Source organism: Duganella sp. Dugasp56, from assembly GCF_047304105.1.
GTDB lineage: Bacteria > Pseudomonadota > Gammaproteobacteria > Burkholderiales > Burkholderiaceae_D > Rugamonas > Rugamonas hordei.
This window is the reverse complement of sequence record NZ_JBGLYQ010000004.1, coordinates 77,648-97,790: the sequence shown is the minus strand read 5'-3', so window position 1 is coordinate 97,790 and position 20,143 is coordinate 77,648. Positions and strand designations below refer to the sequence as shown.

Genomic DNA, 20,143 nt, shown 5'->3' with positions numbered 1-20,143 from the left:
CGGCTACTATCGTGCTGCCAGTCCCATGCACCGATATCGTCCGGGGTCTTACGTGTGCCAGTAACCATCCGCAACCGCCTGCCATCCATCCGCTCGCAGATCGCCCTGCTGGTGCTGGCCTGCGCGCTGCCGACGGTGATCGGCTTCGGCGCCGTGGTGCGCCAGTTCTACCAGCGCGAGCGCGCCACGCTGATGGAAGACACGCAAAAGTCGGCGCGCATGGTGGCCGCCGCCATCGACCGCGACCTGCTGCAGAGCGAAAGCGCGACGCGCGCGCTGGCCACCGCGCCCGCGCTGCGCGGGGCCGACCTGGCCACGGTCCGGGTGCAGGCCGGCGCCCTGCTGGGGCCGCAGTTTCCCGCCTCCCAGTTCATCCTCAGCGACGCCGCCGGCCAGGCCGTGATGCAGGTCGGCGCAACGCTGCCCGACAGCCTCAATGCCGCCGCCAACGAACGCCGCCTGGCGCCGCTGTTCGCCAGCGCGCGCCAGCAGCTGTCGGTGGTCTACGTCGAGGGTAGCGCGCTGCTGGCGGTCGACGTGCCGGTGTTTATCGACAGCCGCGTGGCGTACGCGCTGACCGCCGTGCTCAAGGCGGACCGGCTGCCGCGCATCCTGCGCGACGAGCAACTCACCGCCCAGCAGACGATGACCCTGTACGACGCCGACGGGGTCATCGTGGCCCAGGCCGGCGGTCCGCGCCTGCTGCTGGGCCAGGCGGCCGATCCCAAGCTGCGGACACGGCTGCGCCAGTCCGACGAGGCGCTGCTGGAGGATCAGGCGCCGGACGGCACGCCCATCTATCTTGGCTTCAGCCGCTCGCCGGTCAGCCGCGCCACGGTCGCCATCGCCACGCCGCAAGACCAGGCGCTGCAGGAGTTGCTCAGCGCCGTCACGACGATCTCGCTGACCATGGCGGGCGTGCTGCTGGCCGGTTTTTCGCTGGCGTGGTGGGTCGGCGGCCGCATCGCCGGCTCGGTGCGCGATCTGGTGGCGCCCGCGCAGGCGCTGGCCAGCGGCGCGCCGTTCAGCCTGCCGGCGCTGACCTTCCGCGAGGCCGAGGCGGTCGGCGCCGCCTTCCGCGCGCTCGAGGACGACCTGCGCCGCCATCACGAGGAACTGGAGCAGCTGGTGGCCGAGCGCACCGTGCAGCTGGAAAAAAACCGCGCCCAGCTTGAAACGCTGTACGCCACCGCCCCGGTCGGCCTGAGCTACGTCGACAGCGAGCTGCGCGTGATCCGCATCAACGACTACCTGGCCGCGCTGAACCGCCAGCCGGTGGTGGCCCACCTGGGACGCCACGTGGCCGACATGATAGACGACGCCGACGTGCGACGCAGCGTGCTGGCCGACTACCGCACCGTGCTCGACACTGGCCGGCCGCTGACCGGCCAGCCCCGTTCCGGCTATCCGGCGGCGTCGCCGGATCAGCTGTGCCACTGGGTGGTCAGCTACTATCCGCAGTTCGGCACCGACGGCCGTATCATCGCCATCACCGGCCTGCTGCTGGACGTGACCGAGCAGAAGCGCGTGGAGGCGGAGTTGCGGCAGTCGCGCCAGCTGTTGAGCTCGGTGGTGGAAAATATTCCGGCGATGGTCTTCGTCAAGCGCGCCGCCGACCTCCACTACGAGATGTTCAACCGCTTCGGCGCCCAACTGCTGGGCATGGAGGACGGCTCGCGCATGCTCGGCATGCAGGATGCCGATTTCGTGCCGGCCGAGCAGGCCGCCATGTTTGCCGAGGCGGACCGGCGGGTGCTGGCCTCGGCGCCGGGCGCGGTCACCACGATCCCCGAGGAGCCGGTCACCAACGCCAGCGGCGAAACACGCTACCTGACCACGCTCAAGGTGGCGCTGCGCGACGAGCACGGCACCGCCACCCACGTGCTGGGCCTGGCGGTCGACATCACCGAGCGCAAGCAGGCCAAGGAGGCGCTGCGGGCGACGGTGGCGCAACTGGCGCAAAGCGAGCATTTCGTCCGCACCGTGACCGACAACCTGCCCGGCATGGTGGCCTACTGGGACGCCGGCCTGCGCTGCCGCTTCGCCAACCGCTATTTCCGCGAATGGTACCAGCGCGGCGCCGACGCCATGGCGGACGCGCTGATGCCCGACGTGCTGGGCCCGGACCAGTACGCCGACGTCGCGCCCTATGTGCAGGGCGCGCTGCGCGGCGAACCGCAGGGCTTTGCCGGCCAGCTGCGCTGGCCGTCCGGCGACGTCAGCCACACCTGGGTCAACTACATCCCCGATGTCGACGCGGCGTCGCAGGTGCAGGGCTTCTTCGTGCTGGTGTCCGACGTGACCGAACTGAAGGAAACCGAGCTGCACCTGCAGGAGCTGAACGAGGAACTGGTGCTGGCGCGCGACCGCGCCGAGGCGGCCAGCCGCGCCAAGAGCGCGTTCCTGGCCAATATGAGCCATGAAATCCGCACCCCGATGAACGCCATCATCGGCCTCACCCGGCTGCTGGAGGAAGCGCCGCTGGCGCCGCGCGAACGCGCCAACCTCGACAAGATCCAGCTGGCCACGCAGTCGCTGCTGGGGCTGGTCAACGACGTGCTGGACTTCGCCCGCGTCGAGACCGGCCAGCTGACGCTCGAGCATGCGGAGTTCCGGCTCGACCACATCCTCGCCAGCATCAGCGTGCTGGTCGGCGGCAACGCCTGGGACAAGGGCATCGAACTGGTCTACGACATCGATCCGCAGCTGCCGACAACGCTGGCGGGCGACCCGATGCGGCTGCAGCAAGTGCTGCTCAACCTGATCGGCAACGCCATCAAGTTCACCGAACAGGGCGAGGTGGTGCTGCAGGTGCGCCAGGCGCCGCAGACGGCGCGTCCGGGCGACCGCGCCGCGCTGATCGAGTTCAGCGTGCGCGACACCGGCATCGGCATCGCCCCCGAGGCGCTGGCGCATATCTTCGACGCCTTCTCGCAAGCCGACAGCAGCAGCAGCCGGCGCTTCGGCGGGGCCGGCCTCGGCCTGGCGATCTGCAGCCAGCTGGCCGACATGATGGGCGGTGCCATCAGCGTGCGCAGCGAGCCCGGCCTGGGCTCCGAGTTCGTGTTCACCTGCCCGCTCGAATGCGTGGCGCCGGCCGCCGCGCCGGAGGCCGTGCGCGCGCTGTCGGTGCTGATCGTCGACGACCGCGCCAGCGTGCGCCAGGCGCTGCACAGCGCCTGCCGCCATTGGGGTTGGCGGACCGCCGGCGCCGCCGGCGCCGAACCGGCGCTGGCCTTGCTGCACGACAGCGTGCGCCAGCAGCGTCCCTACGACCTGCTGCTGCTGGACCAGGACATGCCGGGCATGGACGGCGCGGCGCTGCTGCAGCACATCCACGCGACCCAGGCGCTGCCGCTGCCGCCGGTGCTGCTGATGGTGGCCGAGCACGCGGCCGCCGCGCAGGCGCGCGAAGCCGGCCGCCTGGGCCTGGCGGGCGTGCTGGCCAAGCCGGCCAGCCCGGCGTCGGTGCTGGAACAGGTGCAGGCGGTGCTGGCCGGCAAGGGCATCGCCGGCGCCGGGCCGGACGAGCCGTCGCCGCTGCATGGCCGGCTCGACGGCGTGCGCGTGCTGCTGGTGGAAGACAATGAAATCAACCAGGAGGTGGCGCAGTTCATCCTGCTGCACGCCGGGGCCGTGGTCGAGACGGTGGCCAACGGCCAGTTGGCGGTCGATGCGCTGCTGGCCGCGCCGGAGCGCTGCGACGTGGTGCTGATGGACGTGCAGATGCCGGTGCTGAACGGCTACGACGCCACCGTGGCGATCCGCGCCGGCGGCCCGCTGCTGGCGCGGCTGCCGATCGTCGCGATGACCGCCAACGTGATGGAGGAGGACCGCCGCCTCGCCGACGAGGCCGGCATGGACGCCCATGTCGCCAAGCCGATCGACGTCGAGGAACTGCTCGGCGTGCTGACCCGGCTGGTGCCGTCCGCGCCCCTTGCCGCACGGAGCGCCGTGCCCGCCGTCGCCGCTACGGCCACCGCCGCGCCGGCGGAAGCCCTGCCCGGCATCGACCGCGCCGCCGCGCTGGCACGCCTCGGCGGCAACTACGACGCCCTGGTCGCGCTGCTCAAGCGCTTCGAGCAATCGCAGGGCGGCACCGTCGGCGAGGTGCGCGCGCTGCTGGCGGCCGGCCGGCTACCGCAGGCCGCGCAGGCGCTGCACCGGCTGCGCGGCGTGGCCGCCAACCTGGGCGCGGGCACCGTCGCCGGACTGGCGGCCGAGGCGGAAACGGCGTTGCGGCAAGCCGGAGCCGGCCCGGACGGCGCCGCGCCGCCGGCGCTGAACGAGGCACTGGACCGGGCCCTGACGCAGCTGGCGCAGGCCCTGGACGTGGTCGCCGGCGGCGCCCGCCAGCTGTCGGCGCCGCCCCCGTCATTGGATGTTCTCACAAGCAACAGTGTAGAATCCGACTTGCCGCAAAAGCTGGCGGAGTTACAAAGTTTGCTTCAAAATAACAACCTGAAGGCCCTGGAGCACTTCCAGCAACTGCGCCCGGCGCTGGCGGCGGCCGAACAAGCCGCGGCCTTGGCCGAAGCGGTGGAGACGTTGAATTTCCGCGCCGCGCACCAAATTGTGGTAGACCTGTTGCAGCGAAAGGAAAGCGCATGAGTTGGACCGACCTCGCCAGGAATGGACGGATACTCGTGGTCGATGACGCCATGGAGAACATCCAGATCCTGCACCACGCGCTGCGCGACGAGCACGAAGTGCTGTTCGCCCTGGACGGCGAGAAGGCGCTCGACATCGCCCAGGAACAACGACCCGACCTGATCCTGCTGGACGCCGTCATGCCCGGCATGGACGGCTATGCGGTCTGCGCGGCGATGCGCGCCTCGCCGCGCCTGCAGGACATCCCCATCATTTTCGTCACCGCGCTGAGCCAGCCGGAGGATGAAACACGCGCACTGGAGGCCGGCGCCGTCGATTTCATCAGCAAGCCGTTCAACGTCGCGGTGGTGCGTGCGCGCGTGCGCAGCCAGCTGACCATCAAGCGCCAGGCCGACGCCATGCGCGAACTGAGCATGACCGACGGCCTGACCGGCGTGGCCAACCGCCGCAGCTTCAACGACGCCATGGAGGCCGAATGGCGCCGCTGCGCGCGCGCCGGCCTGCCGCTGTCGGTGGTCATGATCGACATCGACCATTTCAAGCTGTACAACGACCATTACGGCCACCAGGCCGGCGACATTTGCCTGCAGCAGGTCAGCGCGGCGATGGCGCGCTGCGCCTCGCGGCCGCAGGACAAGCTGGCGCGCTACGGCGGCGAGGAATTCATCCTGCTGCTGCCGCAGGAAGGGCTGGAAGGGGCCGAGGTGGTGGCACGCCGCATCCTCGACGAGGTGCGCAAGCTGGCGATGCCGCATGTGGCCTCGCTGACGGCGCCGCAGGTGACCGTCAGCATGGGGCTGGCCACCGTGCTGCCGCCGATGGACAGCACCGATTCGGGCGGCCTGGTACGCTCGGCCGACAACAATCTGTACCGCGCCAAGCAGAGCGGCCGCAACCGCTACTGCCTGAGCCTCTCCGGCGACAGCGGCGCCGACGGCGCCGCCTAATCCGTCAAGCGCGGCGCGCGGCCGTCACGAGTGCTGCTGGAAGCCGCGCTGGGCGGTGAAGCGCTCCAGGTGATGGTCGACATCGCCCAGGGTCATTTCTATCATCGTCAGGCGCTTGAAGTGGTGCGCGGCCGGCAGTTCGTCGGTCACGCCCATGCCGCCGTGCAGCTGCACCGCCTGCTGGCCGATGAACTTGGCCGCGTGGCCGATGCGCACCTTGGCCGCCGACACCACGCGCCGGCGCTCCTCGGCGTCGCCGCAGGACATGCGCGCGGCCGCTAGCATCGCCATCGAGCGTGCCTGTTCCAGGTGGATGTACATGTCGGCCATGCGGTGCTGCAGCGCCTGGAAGCCGCCGATCGGCGTGCCGAACTGCTTGCGCGTCTTCAGGTAGTCCAGCGTGGCGGCAAACAACGCGTCCATCGCGCCGACCGCCTCCGCGCACAGCAGGCTGGCGCCGTAGTCGGCCGCCTCGTCGAGGATGTCCCAGCCGCCGCCCAGCTTGCCCAGCAGCGCCGAGGCCGGCACCGCCACGTGGCTGAACTGCACGGTGGCCGCGCGCTGGCCGTCGATGGTGCGGTAGTCGCGCACGATCACGCCCGGCGTGTCGGCCGGCACCAGGAACAGGCTGATGCCGTTGGTGTCGCGCTGGGCGCCGGCGCTGCGGGCCGACACGATCAGCGCGCCGGCCTGGCCGCCGTGGATCACCACGGTCTTGGTGCCGTCGATGCGGTAGCCTTCGCCGTTGATGCTGGCGATGGTCTTGACGTCGCTCAGCTCGTGGCGCGAATGCTTCTCGCCCAGCGCCACCGCCAGTTTCAGCTCGCCGCTGGCGACCTCCTCCAGAACATGGTGCTGGTTGCCGGCCAGCTTGAGGAATTGCGCGCCCCACACGGTGGCGAAATACGGCTCGACCACCAGGCCGCGTCCCAGTTCCTGCATCACCACCCACAGGTCGACCGCGCTGCCGTTGAAGCCGCCCTGCTCCTCCGGCACCGGCAAGGCCGTCATGCCCAGCTCGACCAGCGTGCTCCAGGCCACGTCCGAGACGCCGCTGTGCGAATGGATGATGCGGTGGCGCACGTCGAAGCCGTAGTCCTTGGCTATCCAGCGGCGCAAGGCATCGGCGAACTGCTGCTGCTCTTCTTTTAAATTAAAATCCATTGCGCCCTCTCACAGTCCCAGGATCATCTGGGTGATGATGTTTTTCTGAATCTCGTTCGAACCGCCGTAGATCGACGTCTTGCGGAAATTGAAGTAGTAGCCGGCCAGCGGCGCGGCGGCGTCGTCGCCGGTGACGGCGTGGTCGGCCTTGCCTTCGAGGTAGTCGGTGTCGAACGGCAGCGCGTCCGGGCCCAGCGCCTCGACCATCAGTTCGGTCAGCATCTGCTGGATCTCCGAGCCGCGCACCTTCAGCAGCGACGCTTCCGGACCGGGCGCGTGCGATTCCTTGGTGATCACGCGCAGCACCGTGGTTTCCAGCGCCATCAGTTCGATTTCCAGGTTGGCCACCTTGGCCGCGAACACCGGGTCCTGCAGCAGCGGCTTGCCGTGCTTGTAGTGTTCGGAGGCGATCTTCTTCAGGAACAGCAGTTCGCGCTTGGAACGGCCGACCGCCGCGATGCCGGTGCGCTCGTGGCCCAGCAGGTACTTGGCGTAGGTCCAGCCCTTGTTTTCCTGGCCGATCAGGTTCTGCACCGGCACCCTGACGTTGTCGAAGAAGACTTCGTTCACCTCGTGGTCTTCGTCGAGCATGATGATGGGACGCACGGTGATGCCGGGGGTTTTCATGTCGATCAGCAGGAAGGAAATGCCCTCCTGCTTGCGCACGGTGCTGTCGGTGCGCACCAGGCAGAAGATCATGTCGGCGTGCTGGCCCAGCGTGGTCCAGGTCTTCTGGCCGTTGACGATGTAGTGGTCGCCGTCGCGCTCGGCGGTGGTTTTCAGCGACGCCAGGTCGGAGCCGGAGCCGGGTTCGGAATAGCCCTGGCACCACCAGTCCTCGCAGCTGAGGATACGCGGCAGGTAGTGGGCTTTCTGCGCCTCGTTACCGAAGGCCATGATCACCGGCGCCACCATGTTGACGCCGAACGGCAGGATGGGCGGTGTGCCGGCGCGGGCGCATTCCTCTTCCCAGATGTGGCGCTGCGTCGCGCTCCAGCCCGGGCCGCCGTGTTCGACCGGCCAGGCCGGCGCGGCCCAGCCCTGCCGGGCGACGATCTGGTGCCAGCGCACATAATCCTGGCGGCTCAGCCGCAGGTGATTGCGGACTTTCTTCTGCAGGTCGCTCGGCAGGTTGGCGTCGAGGAAGGCGCGTACCGTGTCGCGAAACGCCAGATCCGCAGCCGTGTAATTCAAATCCATGCTGTCTCCGTCTTCTTATGATCCGCCAAAAAAGCACGATCGTTCAAATAATTGTACCGCATATCCCGTTCAGGATAGCTGCATTTTTATAGGGCGACGGAATGGGAGATTTTGTGAAAGGCCGCCGCCTTGCGCGGCGGCCCGGTACTGCCGGATACTGCTGGGAGGCTTACTTCATCGTGTAGCTTTGCTGCGCGGTGTCGACTGCGTAGTTATGCGCCGTATCCCAGTAGGTGAAGCTGTAGTTCACCACGTCGCCGATCTTCAGGCCGCTGGCGGTGTAGCTGTTGACGCCGGCGTTCTGCGTCATCCGCACGTTCAGCTGACCGGCGCCGTTGACGGTGTAGTGCACGTCGGCCCAGCTGGTCGAGTTCAGCGAGAACTTCAGCATCGTCGCGCTGGTTTGCTGGACGGCTGGGGCCGGCGTTGGCGTTGGCGTCGGGGTCGGCGTTGGCGTCGGGGTCGGCGTTGGAGTCGGTGTCGGAGTTGGCGTAGGTGTCGGCGTCGGAGTTGGGGTCGGGGTCGGTGTCGGCGTAGGCGTCGGCACGCCGGTATCCCAGATGATGTCGTCGATCGCCATCTGGAATGCCGAGCTTGGCAGCGCGGCGCCGTCGCTGGCGATCTGGAACAGGTCCAGCATCGATTGCAGCGCGATCTTGCTGCCGGCCAGGTCAGCCACCGGAATGGTCGCCGTGCCCCAGTCGCCGTTACGCACCAGCCCGTAAGTGGTGGCGTTGGCCGGGAACTTGACCGAGTTCTGGTTGGTGTAGGTATCCTGCACGCCGATGGTGAAGGCGACATTGGCCGGAATCTTGATCTTCAGCTTCATCGTGCCGTTGCGGAAATTGCTCATGTCGCGCGCCGCGCGCGACTCGACGCTGCCGCCGAACCACTGGCCCGGCGTGTTGTAGCTCCACGACATCGAGTTGCTGCCCTCGTAAGGCGGCAGCGTGCCGGCCGATACCGAGGCGTTATTCCACACAAACACGTCCGACGTGACGCCGGCCTGCAGCTTGTTGTTGACTACCGTGTTGTCGGTGAACACGCCGAACTTGCCGACCTCGGCCGGCGTCTGGTTGCCCAGTTTGACCGAGCCCTTGCCGTCCAGCTGGTACACGCGCACGTAGTCGACATACATGGTGCCCGGCAGCGGCGCCGTCACCTGCGCGGGCGTCGCGGCGTCGGTGAAGTTGCCGCCCACGGCCAGGTTGAACAGCAGGTAGAACGGCGCCTGCAGCGCGGTCGAGTTGACCGGCAGCGGGCTGTTGTACATATCGTATTCGACGCCGTTGTCGATCACCGTGAAGCGCATCTGCGACTCGGTCCAGTAGAAGCGGTAGATGACGAAGCGGTTGGCCAGTGACTGGCCCGGCGTGTACCAGTTCTTGGTCTGCCATGCGGTGGAGGCGGCGCAGCTCTCGTTGCCCGGTACGCAGGCGGCCTGCTGCCAGGTGATCACGTTGGAGCCGGTGAAGTTGTCGATGCCCGGCGTGGGCGAGCCGGCGGCGGCGCGGCTGCTGGCCTTGTGGCCCATTTCCATGATGTCGATCTCGCCGTTGCGCGGCCAGGTTTGCGGGCTGGTGCCCAGCATCCAGGCGGCCGGCCACAGGCCGACGCCCAGCTGCGGCGTGGCGATGCGCATCTCCACCATGCCGTACTGCACCTGCACCTTGCCGCGGGAATCGACCTTCCCCGAGGTGAAGACGTTGCTGCCCACCGTCTGGTTCTGCGCCTTGATCGCCAGCGCCCGCGTGCCGCCCTCGAACGGCACGTTGACGATGGACAGGTTGTTCGGGCTGTAGTACTCCAGTTCCTGGTTGCCGTAGCCGCACAGGTTGATCTGGCAGCCGTTGCCGTCGTACGTGGTCCACACGCTGGTGTTGAGCGTAGTGCCATTGAACTCGTCGGACCACAACAGCGCGCCGATGACCGGACTGGTGACGCTGGCCGAAACTTGCGCGCCATACGCCATCAGGATGCCGGCGGCGACGGCGGACAGAACGATTTTTGGTTTTTTCACAGTGACTCCCTCGTATTCACACTTCCTCGTTTTCGGACCGGACGGACGTCCGGCCCGCACCTTCACCGGCATCGTCGTGATGCCGGCTTAACCGCTTGCGGCGAGGAGAATGAAGCTGGGCTCAGCGTAAATTTTGGGCGCAAGAGTACCCTGCGCTACGAGGCGTTTCGCTTGTACCTGCAGTCTCCGTGCCGGCCAGGTCGTCGCCCGGGCTCTGTCGTTTGTTAGAATTGGAAACGATTCCAATTCCATTCACAAAATATATTCCGATAAATATTTTTTGTCAACGCCGGCGCGCAACAGTGTGCATGTCCGGTAAACTGCGGATTCCGCCATTCAGGGACTTTCATGGACAATCAGCTTGAACAACGCATCCTCGCCTGCGAGCAGGAAAACGCCCGCCTGCGCAAGAAGATCAACCGCCAGAACGGCTTGTGGGTGCTGGGCTTGCTGCTGGCCTTGGGCGGCGGCGCGATCGCCGGCAACAGCATCAGGAACGCTGTATTCGACAGCGTCAAGGCCAGGGAAGTGGTGGTGGTCGATGGCAAAGGCGTGATACGCGCCCGCCTAGGCGGCGACTTGCCGGATGCCGTCATGGCCGGCGGGCGCGTGTCCAAGCGCGGTTCGAAGGCGGCCGGCGTGATGCTCTACGACGAGGAAGGCATCGAGCGCGGCGGCTACGTGACGCAGGACGAAGGCAGCAACGTCATGCTGACGCTGGATTCCAAATACCGGCAGGCCGCGCTGTTCGTCGCCGGCCCCGATCAGGCCCAGGCCAGCGCGATGAAACTGTGGACGGCGGGCAGCTCGATCGAACTGCGCTCGGACAGCAACGGCTCGCGCCTGAGCGTCGCCGACAAAGGAGGCGTCACGCACCAGCAACCGGTCATCGCCCCGCTCTCCCCCGCCACCTGCACGCAGCAAAAAGAATACGAGCGCAAGTACCCCGGCGAACGCGTCTGCCAGTCGCGCTACACCGAGGCCGCCTGCAGCGCTTGTCTGCAAAGCGAATAATACCGAGCCCGAACCCGCACACTACTCCGCCAAAGACTAGTCCACCGTAATCGCCAGATCGCGCCCCTTGGTGGCGGCGTTGCCGGCGTAGTCTTCGGCGATGATGCGCAAGGTGTAGTTGCCGGGGCCAAGGGCGCCGATGTTCCAGGCGCCGGGCGTCAGCGCGCCGTGCATCAGCGTGTTGTTGATGGCGTAGGCGAAGCGCGTCTCGGCGGCGCCGTGCACGGTGATGCCGCTCGATGCCGCGTACGCGACCTTCACCGCGTCGCGATTGCGCGGCAGGCGGTCGTACAGCTGCGTGATGACCGGTTGTTCCATGCCGGGGATCAGCTCGCCGTCCGCGTTCAGCAGCTGGTAGCCCAGCTTGAACAAGCCCAGCCGCCGGCGCGCCTGGTCGCCGTTCATCTGGTCGAAGGCGTCCACGACGATCTGCACCTGGCCCAGGCTGCGCTTGACCAGCAGGCGGCCGCCGACCTTTTCCTTCAGCGCCGCGCCGCTGCCGTCCACCAGCGCGATGCCCTGGATTTGCGGCGGGATGGTGTCCTCGAGATCGATGAACGGCAAGCTCAGCGGATTGATCGCGCCGCCGTTCGGCATGTAGTCCAGGTGCACATGGGCCATGCGGTTGACCGTGCCCAGCGTTTCGCCGACGACGAAGCGCGTGCCGCGCTTGACCCGCACCGATTCGGGCGCGCCCTTCTCATTCTTCAGGATCTGGAAGCGCGGGTCGAGCAGCTTGTCCTTCGCGTCGCGGCCGACGCGCATGTGGATGTAGCGCAGGCCGTCGAGCGCCAGGCCTTCGGACAATTCGCCATAGCTCCAGGACGCATGCGGGTCGCTGATCTTGCCGGCGGTGACGGCCAGCACCGGCGTGCCGATCGCGGCCTGCACGTCCATGCCGGAGTGGAAATGGTCGCGGCTTTCGCCGTCGAAATTGCCGCGCACCTCGCCCATCAGGCCGACCACCTCGTGCGCCTTGTCCTGCGGCTTGACCGGCCACAGCATCGTGGCGCCGTGCGCCGGCAGCCCGGCCGGCGGCTCGTCCGGCGCGGCGGCCTGCCCCGCCAGCGCCTGCGCCACATGATGCAGGCGGAACGTGGCGCCGTCGGTGACGAACAGCGAGCCATCCCGGGCCAGCGCCATGCCGCGCGGCGCGTACAGGCGCACGGCGCCGTCGGCGCCCACTTCCGGCCGGGCCGGATGGTCGGCGTCGGCCAGGGCGACGACTTCACCGGCCGGCGTGATCTGCGCGATGCGGCCGTGCGAATTGCTGGCCAGGTAGAGATAGCCGTCCGTCGTCAGCGCCAGCGCGACCGGCGAGCGCAGCAGCGAGTTGCGATCGTCCTCCTTCGCCGCGGCCACGGTGCTGACGTTGCCGGCCTTGTCCAGCTTGCGGATCGCGTCGTTGCCGGTGTCGGCGATGTAGAGGTCGCCCGCGGCGCTGATCGCCAGCCCGCCCGGCGTGTCGAACAGCGCCTGCGCCGCCGCACCGTCCCTGAGCCCGGCGCGGCCGCCGCCGGCGAGCGTGGTGACGTCGCCTTGCGGCGTGATGCGGCGGATGCGGTCGTTGTAGCTGTCGGCCACGTAGACCACGCCGTTCGCGTCCACCGCCACCCCCAGCGGTCCGTTGAATTGCGCGTTGGGTCCGCGGCCGTCCTTGTTGCCGGCGATGCCGTCGCCGGCCAGGGTCGACACCACGCCGTCGGGCGTCACCTTGCGGATGGCGTTGTTGCCGGTGTCGGCCACGTACAGGTTGCCGGCGGCGTCGATCGCCAGGCCGGACGGGGTGTGGAAGGCGGCCGCCTTGCCGCTGCCTTCCGCATAGCCCTCGACCGCGCCGGCCAGCGTGGTGCTGACGCCGTCCAGGCCGATCTTGCGGATGCTGTTGCCGTCGCCGCCGTCGGCCACGTACAGGTTGCCGGCCTGGTCGAGCGCCACGCCGAAGGGATCGGCGAAGCGCGTGCGGCGGCCGCTGCTGCCGTTGTTCACGCCCGGCATGCCGTCGCCGGCAACGGTGGTGACCCGCGCGCTCCAGTGCGGCTGCGTGCCCTGGGCCGCCGACGGCCGCGCCACGGTGCCGATACCGCCTGCGTCGCCGCCGGCCTGATGCGTCAGCAAATAGGCCGCCCCGCCGCCGCCCAGCGCGCCGCCAAGCGCCAATGCCAGCGCCGCTAATTTGAATTGAGTTGGGGACACGGTGTCAGTCGCTCGCACGTTGCAATGTTGAGACTGGCATTATTGCATGTACGCATTTAATTTTGAGCAAAAAAAAAGCCCGCTACGGGAGCGGGCTAAATCTATTTCCTTGGAGGAGAATAGAGGAGACAGGTGAATGATGCTGCATCGCGGTATATAGATCCAATTTATATTAGCAATAGCAGACATAATATTGGTGAATAACACAAAAAAAAGCCCCGCGACCGGCGCGGGGCTTGGGGTCTAACTGAGAGACTTATTTGTTGATGTCGGCAGCGTAAGGCAGCACGCGCGATGCCATGCGGGTGTCGGTTTTCAGCAACCCCACTTCGTCGGCCAGGATGTGCACCGCCTCGTTGAGCAGCACGTCCTTGGCGGCCTTGGCGGCTTTTTCCGCGTCCAGTTCCGCCGTCAGCGAGCGCTCGTCGCCCTGCAGGCCGTCGTCGGTGCGCAGCGCGCCCTTGACCGAGGCCACCTTCGGCGATGGCGCCGCCTTGCCGTTGGCCGGCTTGGCCGAGATGGCCTTGTTCAGCGCGTCCTTCGGATCGGGGATCAGCACCGGATCGTCGGCGCCCAGCGTGGTCGACAGCAAACGCGCCTCGCGCAGCTTGGCGCGGGCTTCCTGGGTCTCGCGCTCCTTGCGGCGCACCGTTTCGTTGAGCGAGATCAGGTTGTCCTTGCGCTGTTTCTTGACCAGGGCGATGTCTTCCGACAGGTACTGGAAGTCCTTGTCCTTGGCCACGCGCGCTTCATGCCGCTTGTCGAGCAGCGGCACGATGTCCTTCAGGTCGCCGGTCGGGATGTACGGCGCCGGCTTGATCGAGGTCCACGGCAAGGCGTTGTCGTAGCTCGACTCGCCGAAGGTGTCCGAATCGGCCATGGTCGGCAGCTTGATGTCGGGCGTGACGCCGCGCAGCTGCGTGGTGCCGCCGTTGATGCGGAAGAATTGCGCGATCGTCATCTTCAGTTCGCCGTAATGCACCTTGTCGTTCTGCGCGAAACGGTCCAGGCCGAAGATGGTCTGCACCGTGCCCTTGCCGAAGCTCGGCTCGCCGATGATGACGCCGCGGCCGTAATCCTGGATCGCCGCCGCGAAGATCTCGGAGGCCGAGGCCGAACCGCGGTTGATCAGCACGCCCAGCGGGCCGTCCCAGGCCATGCCCGGGTTGACGTCGCTTTCCACTTCGACCTTGTTGTCGCTGTTGCGCTGCTGCACCACCGGGCCCTTGTCGATGAACAGGCCGGTCAGCTCGACCGCCTCGCTCAGCGAGCCGCCGCCGTTGTTGCGCAGGTCGATCAGCACGTTGTCGACTTTTTCCTTCTTCAGCTCGCCCAGCAGGCGGGCCACGTCGCGGGTCGCGCTCTTGAAGTCCTTGTCGCCCTTGCGGCGGGCTTCGAAGTCCTGGTAGAAGGTCGGCAGCGAGATCACGCCGATGCGGCGCCTGGCCGTGCCGTCCTTCACTTCCAGGATGGATTTCTTGGCCGACTGCTCTTCCATGCTGATTTTCTTGCGCACCAGCGAGACCGTGGTGTGCTTGCCGTCGACGCCGGCGTCGACCGGCTGGATGTCCAGCCGCACGGTCGAGTCTTTCGGGCCGCGGATCAGCGCGACGACGTCGTCGATGCGCCAGCCCAGCACTTCGGTCATCGGCGAGCTGTCGTCCTTGGCCACGCCGAGGATCTTGTCGCCGACCTTGATCTTGCCCGACAGCGCGGCCGGGCTGCCCGGCACCACTTCGCGCACGACGGTGTAGTCTTCGCGGGTCTGCAGCACGCAGCCTATGCCTTCGAGCGACAGGCGCATGGCGATGTCGAAGTTTTCCGACGCGCGCGGGCCCAGGTAGTTGGTGTGCGGCTCGATCGACATGGCGTAGGCGTTCATGAAGATCTGGAACACGTCCTCATTGGTCAGCTTGCGCGAGCGCGACACGTAGCTGTCGTAGCGCTTGTCGAGCGTTTCGCGGATGCCCTTGTCGTCCTTGCCGGCCAGCTTCAGGCGCAGCCAGTCGTTCTTGACGCGCTTGCGCCACAGTTCCTTCATTTCCGCTTCGCTCTTGACCCAGTCGGCCTTTTCGCGGTCGTACTGGTAGCTTTCGTCGAGGCTGAAATCGGGCTTGGTCTTCAGCAGCTCGCGCGCATAGGCGATGCGCTCGTTGAAGCGCTGCTGGTACTGGTTGTAGATGGAAAACGGTACGCTGAGGTTCTCGCCGGTGATGGCGTCGTCCAGGCGGGTGCGCACGATGGCGTACTGGTCGATGTCGGCCTGGGTGAAGAACAGTTTTTCGGCGTCCAGCGACTTGAAGTAGCGGTCGAAGATCTTCTCCGACATGGCATCGTCCAGCGGCGTGGATTTGTAATGCAGTTTGGTCAGCACCCGTGAGGCCCACAGGGCGGCCTGGGTTTGGCCCGGCTGGGGCTTGAGGACGGTGTCCGCAGCCGCTTTTTCCGGCACGGCTGCGCCGGCCTGCACTGACAGGGCCGCAAGGACGGCCACCAACAGCATTTGCTTCTTCATCGGCTTACTCCGAAACGTGATATTCAATTGATCGGTGAGTCGCAGCGCCGGGCGCTGCGATTCCATTCTACAGGATAGCAGCCGCAGAACGGCACTGGTAATCACAGTGGTAAAACGCAGTGTCGCCGCCCTGGCTTAAGGCTGACTGAAATGGGCGCCGCCACATTTATGTTGCTTTGCAGCAAAAATGTGCTACTATTCCGGCCTTGATATTTTGACGGCCCCGCCACCCTGTATTCCGGCAGAGCCCCACGCCTCCCTTGCGCGAGGCGTTTCGTAGCTTTGTAGCGTGAAGCAGTCGCTCCCCGGCCCCCGGAGCGTGCTCGATGCAGAGCAAGCCCAATCAGCAGTACCTTCTCTAAAAAAACATGCAAACCTTTACCCTGAATCCGCGCCGCTGGGGCGTTGGCAGCAAGATAACCATTTTCACGCTGAGCCTGCTCTGCGTCATCCTGGCGATATTGCTCACGCTGATCAACGCCAGCACCTCTTCCATGCTGAAGGAGCGCGCCAAGGCCAACGTCGCCAGCACGCTCGGCGGCATCAGCAATACCGTCGAGGTGTTCAACGCGGCGATGACCAACGAGGCGTCGAGCTTCGCCCGCCTGTTCGCGGCCGGCTTCGCCAACGGCAAGTTCACGCTGGAGCCGGACACCACGGTCGACATCGGCGGCAAGCCCACGCCCGCGCTCAAGCACGACGGCAAGACGCTGAACCTGGACTTCAGCATCCCGGACAAATTCACCGGCGACACTGGCGTGGTCGCCACCATCTTTGCCGCCAGCGGCGACGAGTTCGTGCGCGTCAGCACGTCGCTGAAGAAGGAAAACGGCGAGCGCGCCGTCGGCACCCAGCTCGACCACGCGCACCCGAGCTACAGCCTGCTGCGCGCCGGCGGCAGCTACATCGGCCTGGCCACGCTGTTCGGCAAGCAATACATCACCCAGTACGACCCGATCAAGGACAGCGGCGGCAAGGTCATCGGCGTGCTGTTCATCGGCCTCGACATCTCGAAGAACATGGCCATGCTGAAGGAAAAAATCAAGGCCATCCGGATCGGCGAGACCGGCTATATCTACGTCGTCAACGCCGCGCCCGGCAAGGCGCAGGGGACCGAGCTGGTGCACCCGACCAAGGAAGGCGTCAACGTCATCGACACCCGCAGCAGCGACGGCCGCCCGTTCATCAAGGAGATGCTCGAGGCCGGGGAAGGCAGCATGCGCTACGACTGGGCCGACAAGGACGGCGACGCGCCGCGCGAAAAGATGGTCGAGTTCCACACCTTCAAGCCGTGGAACTGGCTGATCGTCGGCGGCACCTACACCGAGGAAATCACCCACGAGGCCGGCCAGCTGCGCAACCGCTACGCCATGCTGGGCGTGGCCGCGCTGCTGCTGTTTGCCGTGCTGCTGTTCCTGCTGGTGCGCGCCTACGTCACGCGGCCGCTGTGCCGCGCCGAGGCGGCCGCCACCCGCATCGCCCAGGGCGACCTGGACGTGCATCTGGAAATCGACCACAAGGATGAAATCGGCCTGGTGCTGCGCGCGCTCAACGGCATCGGCAACAACCTGTCCAACGTGGTGGGCCAGGTGCGCCTGGGCGCCGAGCAGATCGCCACCGCGTCCAACGAAATCGCCGCCGGCAACCTCGACCTGTCGTCGCGCACCGAACAGCAGGCGTCCAGCCTGGAAGAGACGGCGGCGTCGATGGAGCAGCTGAGCAGCGCCGTCCGGCAAAACGCCGACAACGCCGCGCAGGCCAACCAGATGGCGCTGGCCGCGTCGGGCATCGCCGCCAGGGGTGGCGAGGTGGTGGCGCAGGTGGTCGACACCATGGGCTCGATCAACCAGTCGTCGCGCAAGATCGTCGACATCATCTCGGTCATCGATGGCATCGCGTTCCAGACCAACATCCTGGCGCTGAACGCGGCGGTGGAAGCGGCCCGTGCCGGCGAGCAGGGCCGCGGCTTCGCGGTGGTGGCGTCGGAAGTGCGCAACCTGGCGCAGCGTTCGGCCACGGCGGCCAAGGAGATCAAGGTGCTGATCGACGATTCGGTCAGCAAGGTCGATGTAGGCAGCCGGCAGGTGGAACAGGCCGGCACGACGATGCGCGAAGTGGTCGACAGCGTGCGCCGGGTGACCGACATCATGGCCGAGATCAGCAGCGCCAGCGAAGAGCAGCGCGCCGGCATCGGCCAGGTGCACGAAGCGATCGCGCAGATGGACCAGGTGACGCAGCAAAACGCCGCGCTGGTGGAAGAAGCCGCCGCAGCGGCCCACGCGCTGCAGGACCAGGCCGCCGACCTGGAACAAGTGGTACGCGTGTTCAAGCTCCGCTAATACTCGGTAAAAAACCCGGGTCGGTTCTGCTTTATAATTTGCGCATGGTTAAATTTCTCCGGCACCGGCGCAGCTGCAGCCTGATCGTTTGCATCGCGATCCTGCTGAACCTGCTTGCGCCGGCGATCGGCCACGCGATGGCGCACTTGTCGCGCGATCCGCTGGCGCTGGAGATTTGCAGCGTCAGCGCTGCGCCGTCGAAGCAGGCGCCTCCGGCCACGCACGCGATCAAGCATTGCGTGCTGTGCGCCATCCACACTGACGGCGCCGCGCCGCCGCCCGCCGCGCGCGGACTGGTCATGATGCTGGCCGGCCATGACCGCTATCCGCCACTGCATTATCAGTCGCCTTCCCCGCTGCACATCTGGCCCGCCGCCGCGCCACGCGGGCCGCCCGCCCTGTCCTGACACTCCCGAGACTTCGCACCCACTGGCCGCGCCATCCCGGCGCCGCCGGCGTGCGCCCATGGATTTCATCGACAGGATCATTTATGCATCGCCGTACCCTACTCGCCGCGCTGGCGGCATTGCCGCTGGCCGCCCATGCTGCCCGTGCCGCGCCGGCATACACCGGCATCGACATCACCGGCAGCAGCATCGGCCCGGACTTCCGCCTGTCCGACAGCAGCGGCAAGTCCGTCTCGCTGCGCGACTACCGCGGCAAATACGTGCTGCTGTTCTTCGGCTTCACGCAATGCCCGGACGTCTGCCCGACCGCGTTGTCGCGCGCGGTCGAGATCAAGCGCCTGCTGGGTGCCGATGGCGACCAGCTGCAAGTGCTGTTCATCACCGTCGATCCCGAACGCGACACCGCCGCGCTGCTGGCCGAATACATGCGCGCCTTCGATCCCCGCTTCGTCGGCCTGCGCGGCGACGCCCGGCAAACCGCCCAGGCCGCCAAAGACTTCAAGATCTTTTACCGCAAGGTGCCCAGCGGCAGTTCGTACACGATGGATCACACCGCCATCACCTACGCGATCGACGCCGCCGGCAAGATCCGTCTCGCCTTCAAGCACGAGCAAACCGCCCAGCAATGCGCGGCCGACCTGAAACTGCTGATGCAGCCCGCAAAATCCACCAGCTTCCTGAAAGGACTGTTCCAATGAAAAAATTCTTCACGCTGCTGCTCGCCGCAGCCCTGCCCGCCTTCGCCCAGGTGACCGTCAGCCAGCCGTGGGTGCGCGCCACCGTGCCGCAGCAACACGCCACCGGCGCCTTCATGACGCTGACCTCGTCCGGCGGCGGCCGCCTGGTCGGCGCCAGTTCGCCGCTGGCCGGCGCGGTCGAGGTGCACGAGATGAAAATGGTCGACGACATCATGCGCATGCGCCAGATCGACGGCTTGCCGCTGCCGGCCGGCCAGGCGGTCACGCTGATGCCGGGCGGCTATCACCTGATGCTGCTGGAATTGAAGCAGGTGATGCAGGACGGCGACAAGGTGCCGCTAACGCTGGAGCTTGAGGACGCCAACCACGTGCGCAGCAGCATCACCGTCGAGGCGCCGGTGCGGCCGCTGAACGCGGCGGCCGGACACCATTAAGTCCACGGCGCCCACTGTGCGATCGCCCACCACGCCAGGCCGGCGATCAGCAGGTAAGGCCACGAGCGCAGCGAAATTTTCCAGTCGACCGTGGACGGCCAGCACGCCAGGAACTGCGGCGCAACGGCAAACGCCAGGGCGACGTCGATCCACTGGAAATGCAGGCCGGCGCGGGTGCGCCACCAGGCCACCACAAACGGCAGCACCACGACCACGAACGGCGCCAGCGCGGACGGCGCCGCGTTGTACCAGCGCACCCGGGTCAGCCGCACCGAGCCCAGTTCCCAGCCCTGCCCGACGCGGCGCGGAATGACGGTGAAGGCGGCCGGCCGGGCGCCGGTCAGCAAGCCGGCGACGAAATGCGCCAATTCATGGCACACCGTGCCGGCCAGCGTGAACAGGAAAAAGAAGGGATGGCGGGCCGACAAGGCGCGGATCAGCAGCGCCAGCAACAGCGACGGCGCCAGGTACAGCAAGATGTCGCGATGGTGGCACAGCCACGCGGGCGCGAGCGTACTACATTCAAACAGGCTGCTCATGGCCGCATCGTCGCACGGCGGCCGCGCGCCGTCAATTTGACTCTGCCACCCCAGAACAC

13 protein-coding genes are annotated in these 20,143 nt (G+C 66.9%); 7 read left to right on the top strand and 6 right to left on the bottom strand.

All coding sequences use genetic code 11. The features are described from left to right. Positions 1-54: 54 nt before the first annotated feature. A complete protein-coding gene (locus ACCD07_RS03570) occupies positions 55-4,611 on the top strand; it encodes a PAS domain-containing protein (RefSeq protein ID WP_413446529.1) in 4,557 nt (1,518 codons plus the stop codon). Continuing rightward, positions 4,608-5,558, top strand: a complete 951-nt coding sequence (locus tag ACCD07_RS03565) for a diguanylate cyclase domain-containing protein (RefSeq protein ID WP_413446528.1) — start codon at positions 4,608-4,610, stop codon at positions 5,556-5,558. Before ACCD07_RS03570 ends, ACCD07_RS03565 begins: the two co-directional genes overlap by 4 nt. A 24-nt stretch (positions 5,559-5,582) precedes the next feature. On the opposite strand, the gene ACCD07_RS03560 is transcribed toward ACCD07_RS03565, so the two are convergent. The 3 genes from ACCD07_RS03560 to ACCD07_RS03550 form a co-directional block, all read right to left on the bottom strand. After that, positions 5,583-6,722, bottom strand: coding sequence for an acyl-CoA dehydrogenase family protein (locus ACCD07_RS03560; protein WP_413446527.1), 1,140 nt, complete (start codon positions 6,720-6,722; stop codon positions 5,583-5,585). Between the two features lie 9 nt (positions 6,723-6,731). Then, positions 6,732-7,922: an acyl-CoA dehydrogenase family protein gene (locus ACCD07_RS03555; protein ID WP_176650342.1), complete on the bottom strand. Its 1,191-nt coding sequence runs from the start codon at positions 7,920-7,922 to the stop codon at positions 6,732-6,734. A gap of 169 nt (positions 7,923-8,091) precedes the next feature. Beyond that, on the bottom strand, positions 8,092-9,942 hold the full coding sequence (locus ACCD07_RS03550) for a family 16 glycosylhydrolase (RefSeq protein ID WP_413446526.1): 1,851 nt from the start codon (positions 9,940-9,942) through the stop codon (positions 8,092-8,094). A 348-nt stretch (positions 9,943-10,290) separates the two neighbouring features. Here ACCD07_RS03550 and ACCD07_RS03545 point away from each other — a divergent pair, with 348 nt between their 5' ends. Continuing rightward, positions 10,291-10,956, top strand: a complete 666-nt coding sequence (locus ACCD07_RS03545) for a hypothetical protein (RefSeq protein ID WP_413446525.1) — start codon at positions 10,291-10,293, stop codon at positions 10,954-10,956. A gap of 36 nt (positions 10,957-10,992) precedes the next feature. Here ACCD07_RS03545 and ACCD07_RS03540 read toward each other — a convergent pair whose 3' ends face one another. After that, the gene (locus ACCD07_RS03540; RefSeq protein ID WP_413446524.1) at positions 10,993-13,152 is read right to left on the bottom strand and encodes a gluconolaconase; all 2,160 of its coding nucleotides are present in this window, start codon (positions 13,150-13,152) and stop codon (positions 10,993-10,995) included. A gap of 256 nt (positions 13,153-13,408) precedes the next feature. Next, complete coding sequence (locus ACCD07_RS03535) at positions 13,409-15,667, bottom strand: carboxy terminal-processing peptidase (RefSeq protein WP_413446523.1); 2,259 nt, start codon at positions 15,665-15,667, stop codon at positions 13,409-13,411. A 368-nt stretch (positions 15,668-16,035) separates the two neighbouring features. Between ACCD07_RS03535 and ACCD07_RS03530 the strand changes: the two genes are divergently transcribed. The 4 genes from ACCD07_RS03530 to ACCD07_RS03515 all read left to right on the top strand — a co-directional run bounded on the left by ACCD07_RS03530 (position 16,036) and on the right by ACCD07_RS03515 (position 19,545). Continuing rightward, positions 16,036-18,006, top strand: coding sequence for a Cache 3/Cache 2 fusion domain-containing protein (locus ACCD07_RS03530; RefSeq protein WP_413446522.1), 1,971 nt, complete (start codon positions 16,036-16,038; stop codon positions 18,004-18,006). A gap of 44 nt (positions 18,007-18,050) precedes the next feature. Then, positions 18,051-18,413: a DUF2946 family protein gene (locus ACCD07_RS03525; RefSeq protein WP_413446521.1), complete on the top strand. Its 363-nt coding sequence runs from the start codon at positions 18,051-18,053 to the stop codon at positions 18,411-18,413. 83 nt (positions 18,414-18,496) lie between these two features. Continuing rightward, positions 18,497-19,111, top strand: coding sequence for an SCO family protein (locus ACCD07_RS03520; protein WP_176650336.1), 615 nt, complete (start codon positions 18,497-18,499; stop codon positions 19,109-19,111). Further along, positions 19,108-19,545, top strand: a complete 438-nt coding sequence (locus tag ACCD07_RS03515) for a copper chaperone PCu(A)C (protein WP_176650335.1) — start codon at positions 19,108-19,110, stop codon at positions 19,543-19,545. The genes ACCD07_RS03520 and ACCD07_RS03515 overlap by 4 nt, the downstream gene beginning before the upstream one ends. On the opposite strand, the gene ACCD07_RS03510 is transcribed toward ACCD07_RS03515, so the two are convergent. After that, the gene (locus ACCD07_RS03510) at positions 19,542-20,084 is read right to left on the bottom strand and encodes a hypothetical protein (protein ID WP_176650334.1); all 543 of its coding nucleotides are present in this window, start codon (positions 20,082-20,084) and stop codon (positions 19,542-19,544) included. The genes ACCD07_RS03515 and ACCD07_RS03510 overlap by 4 nt on opposite strands. Between the last annotated feature and the right edge of the window lie 59 nt (positions 20,085-20,143).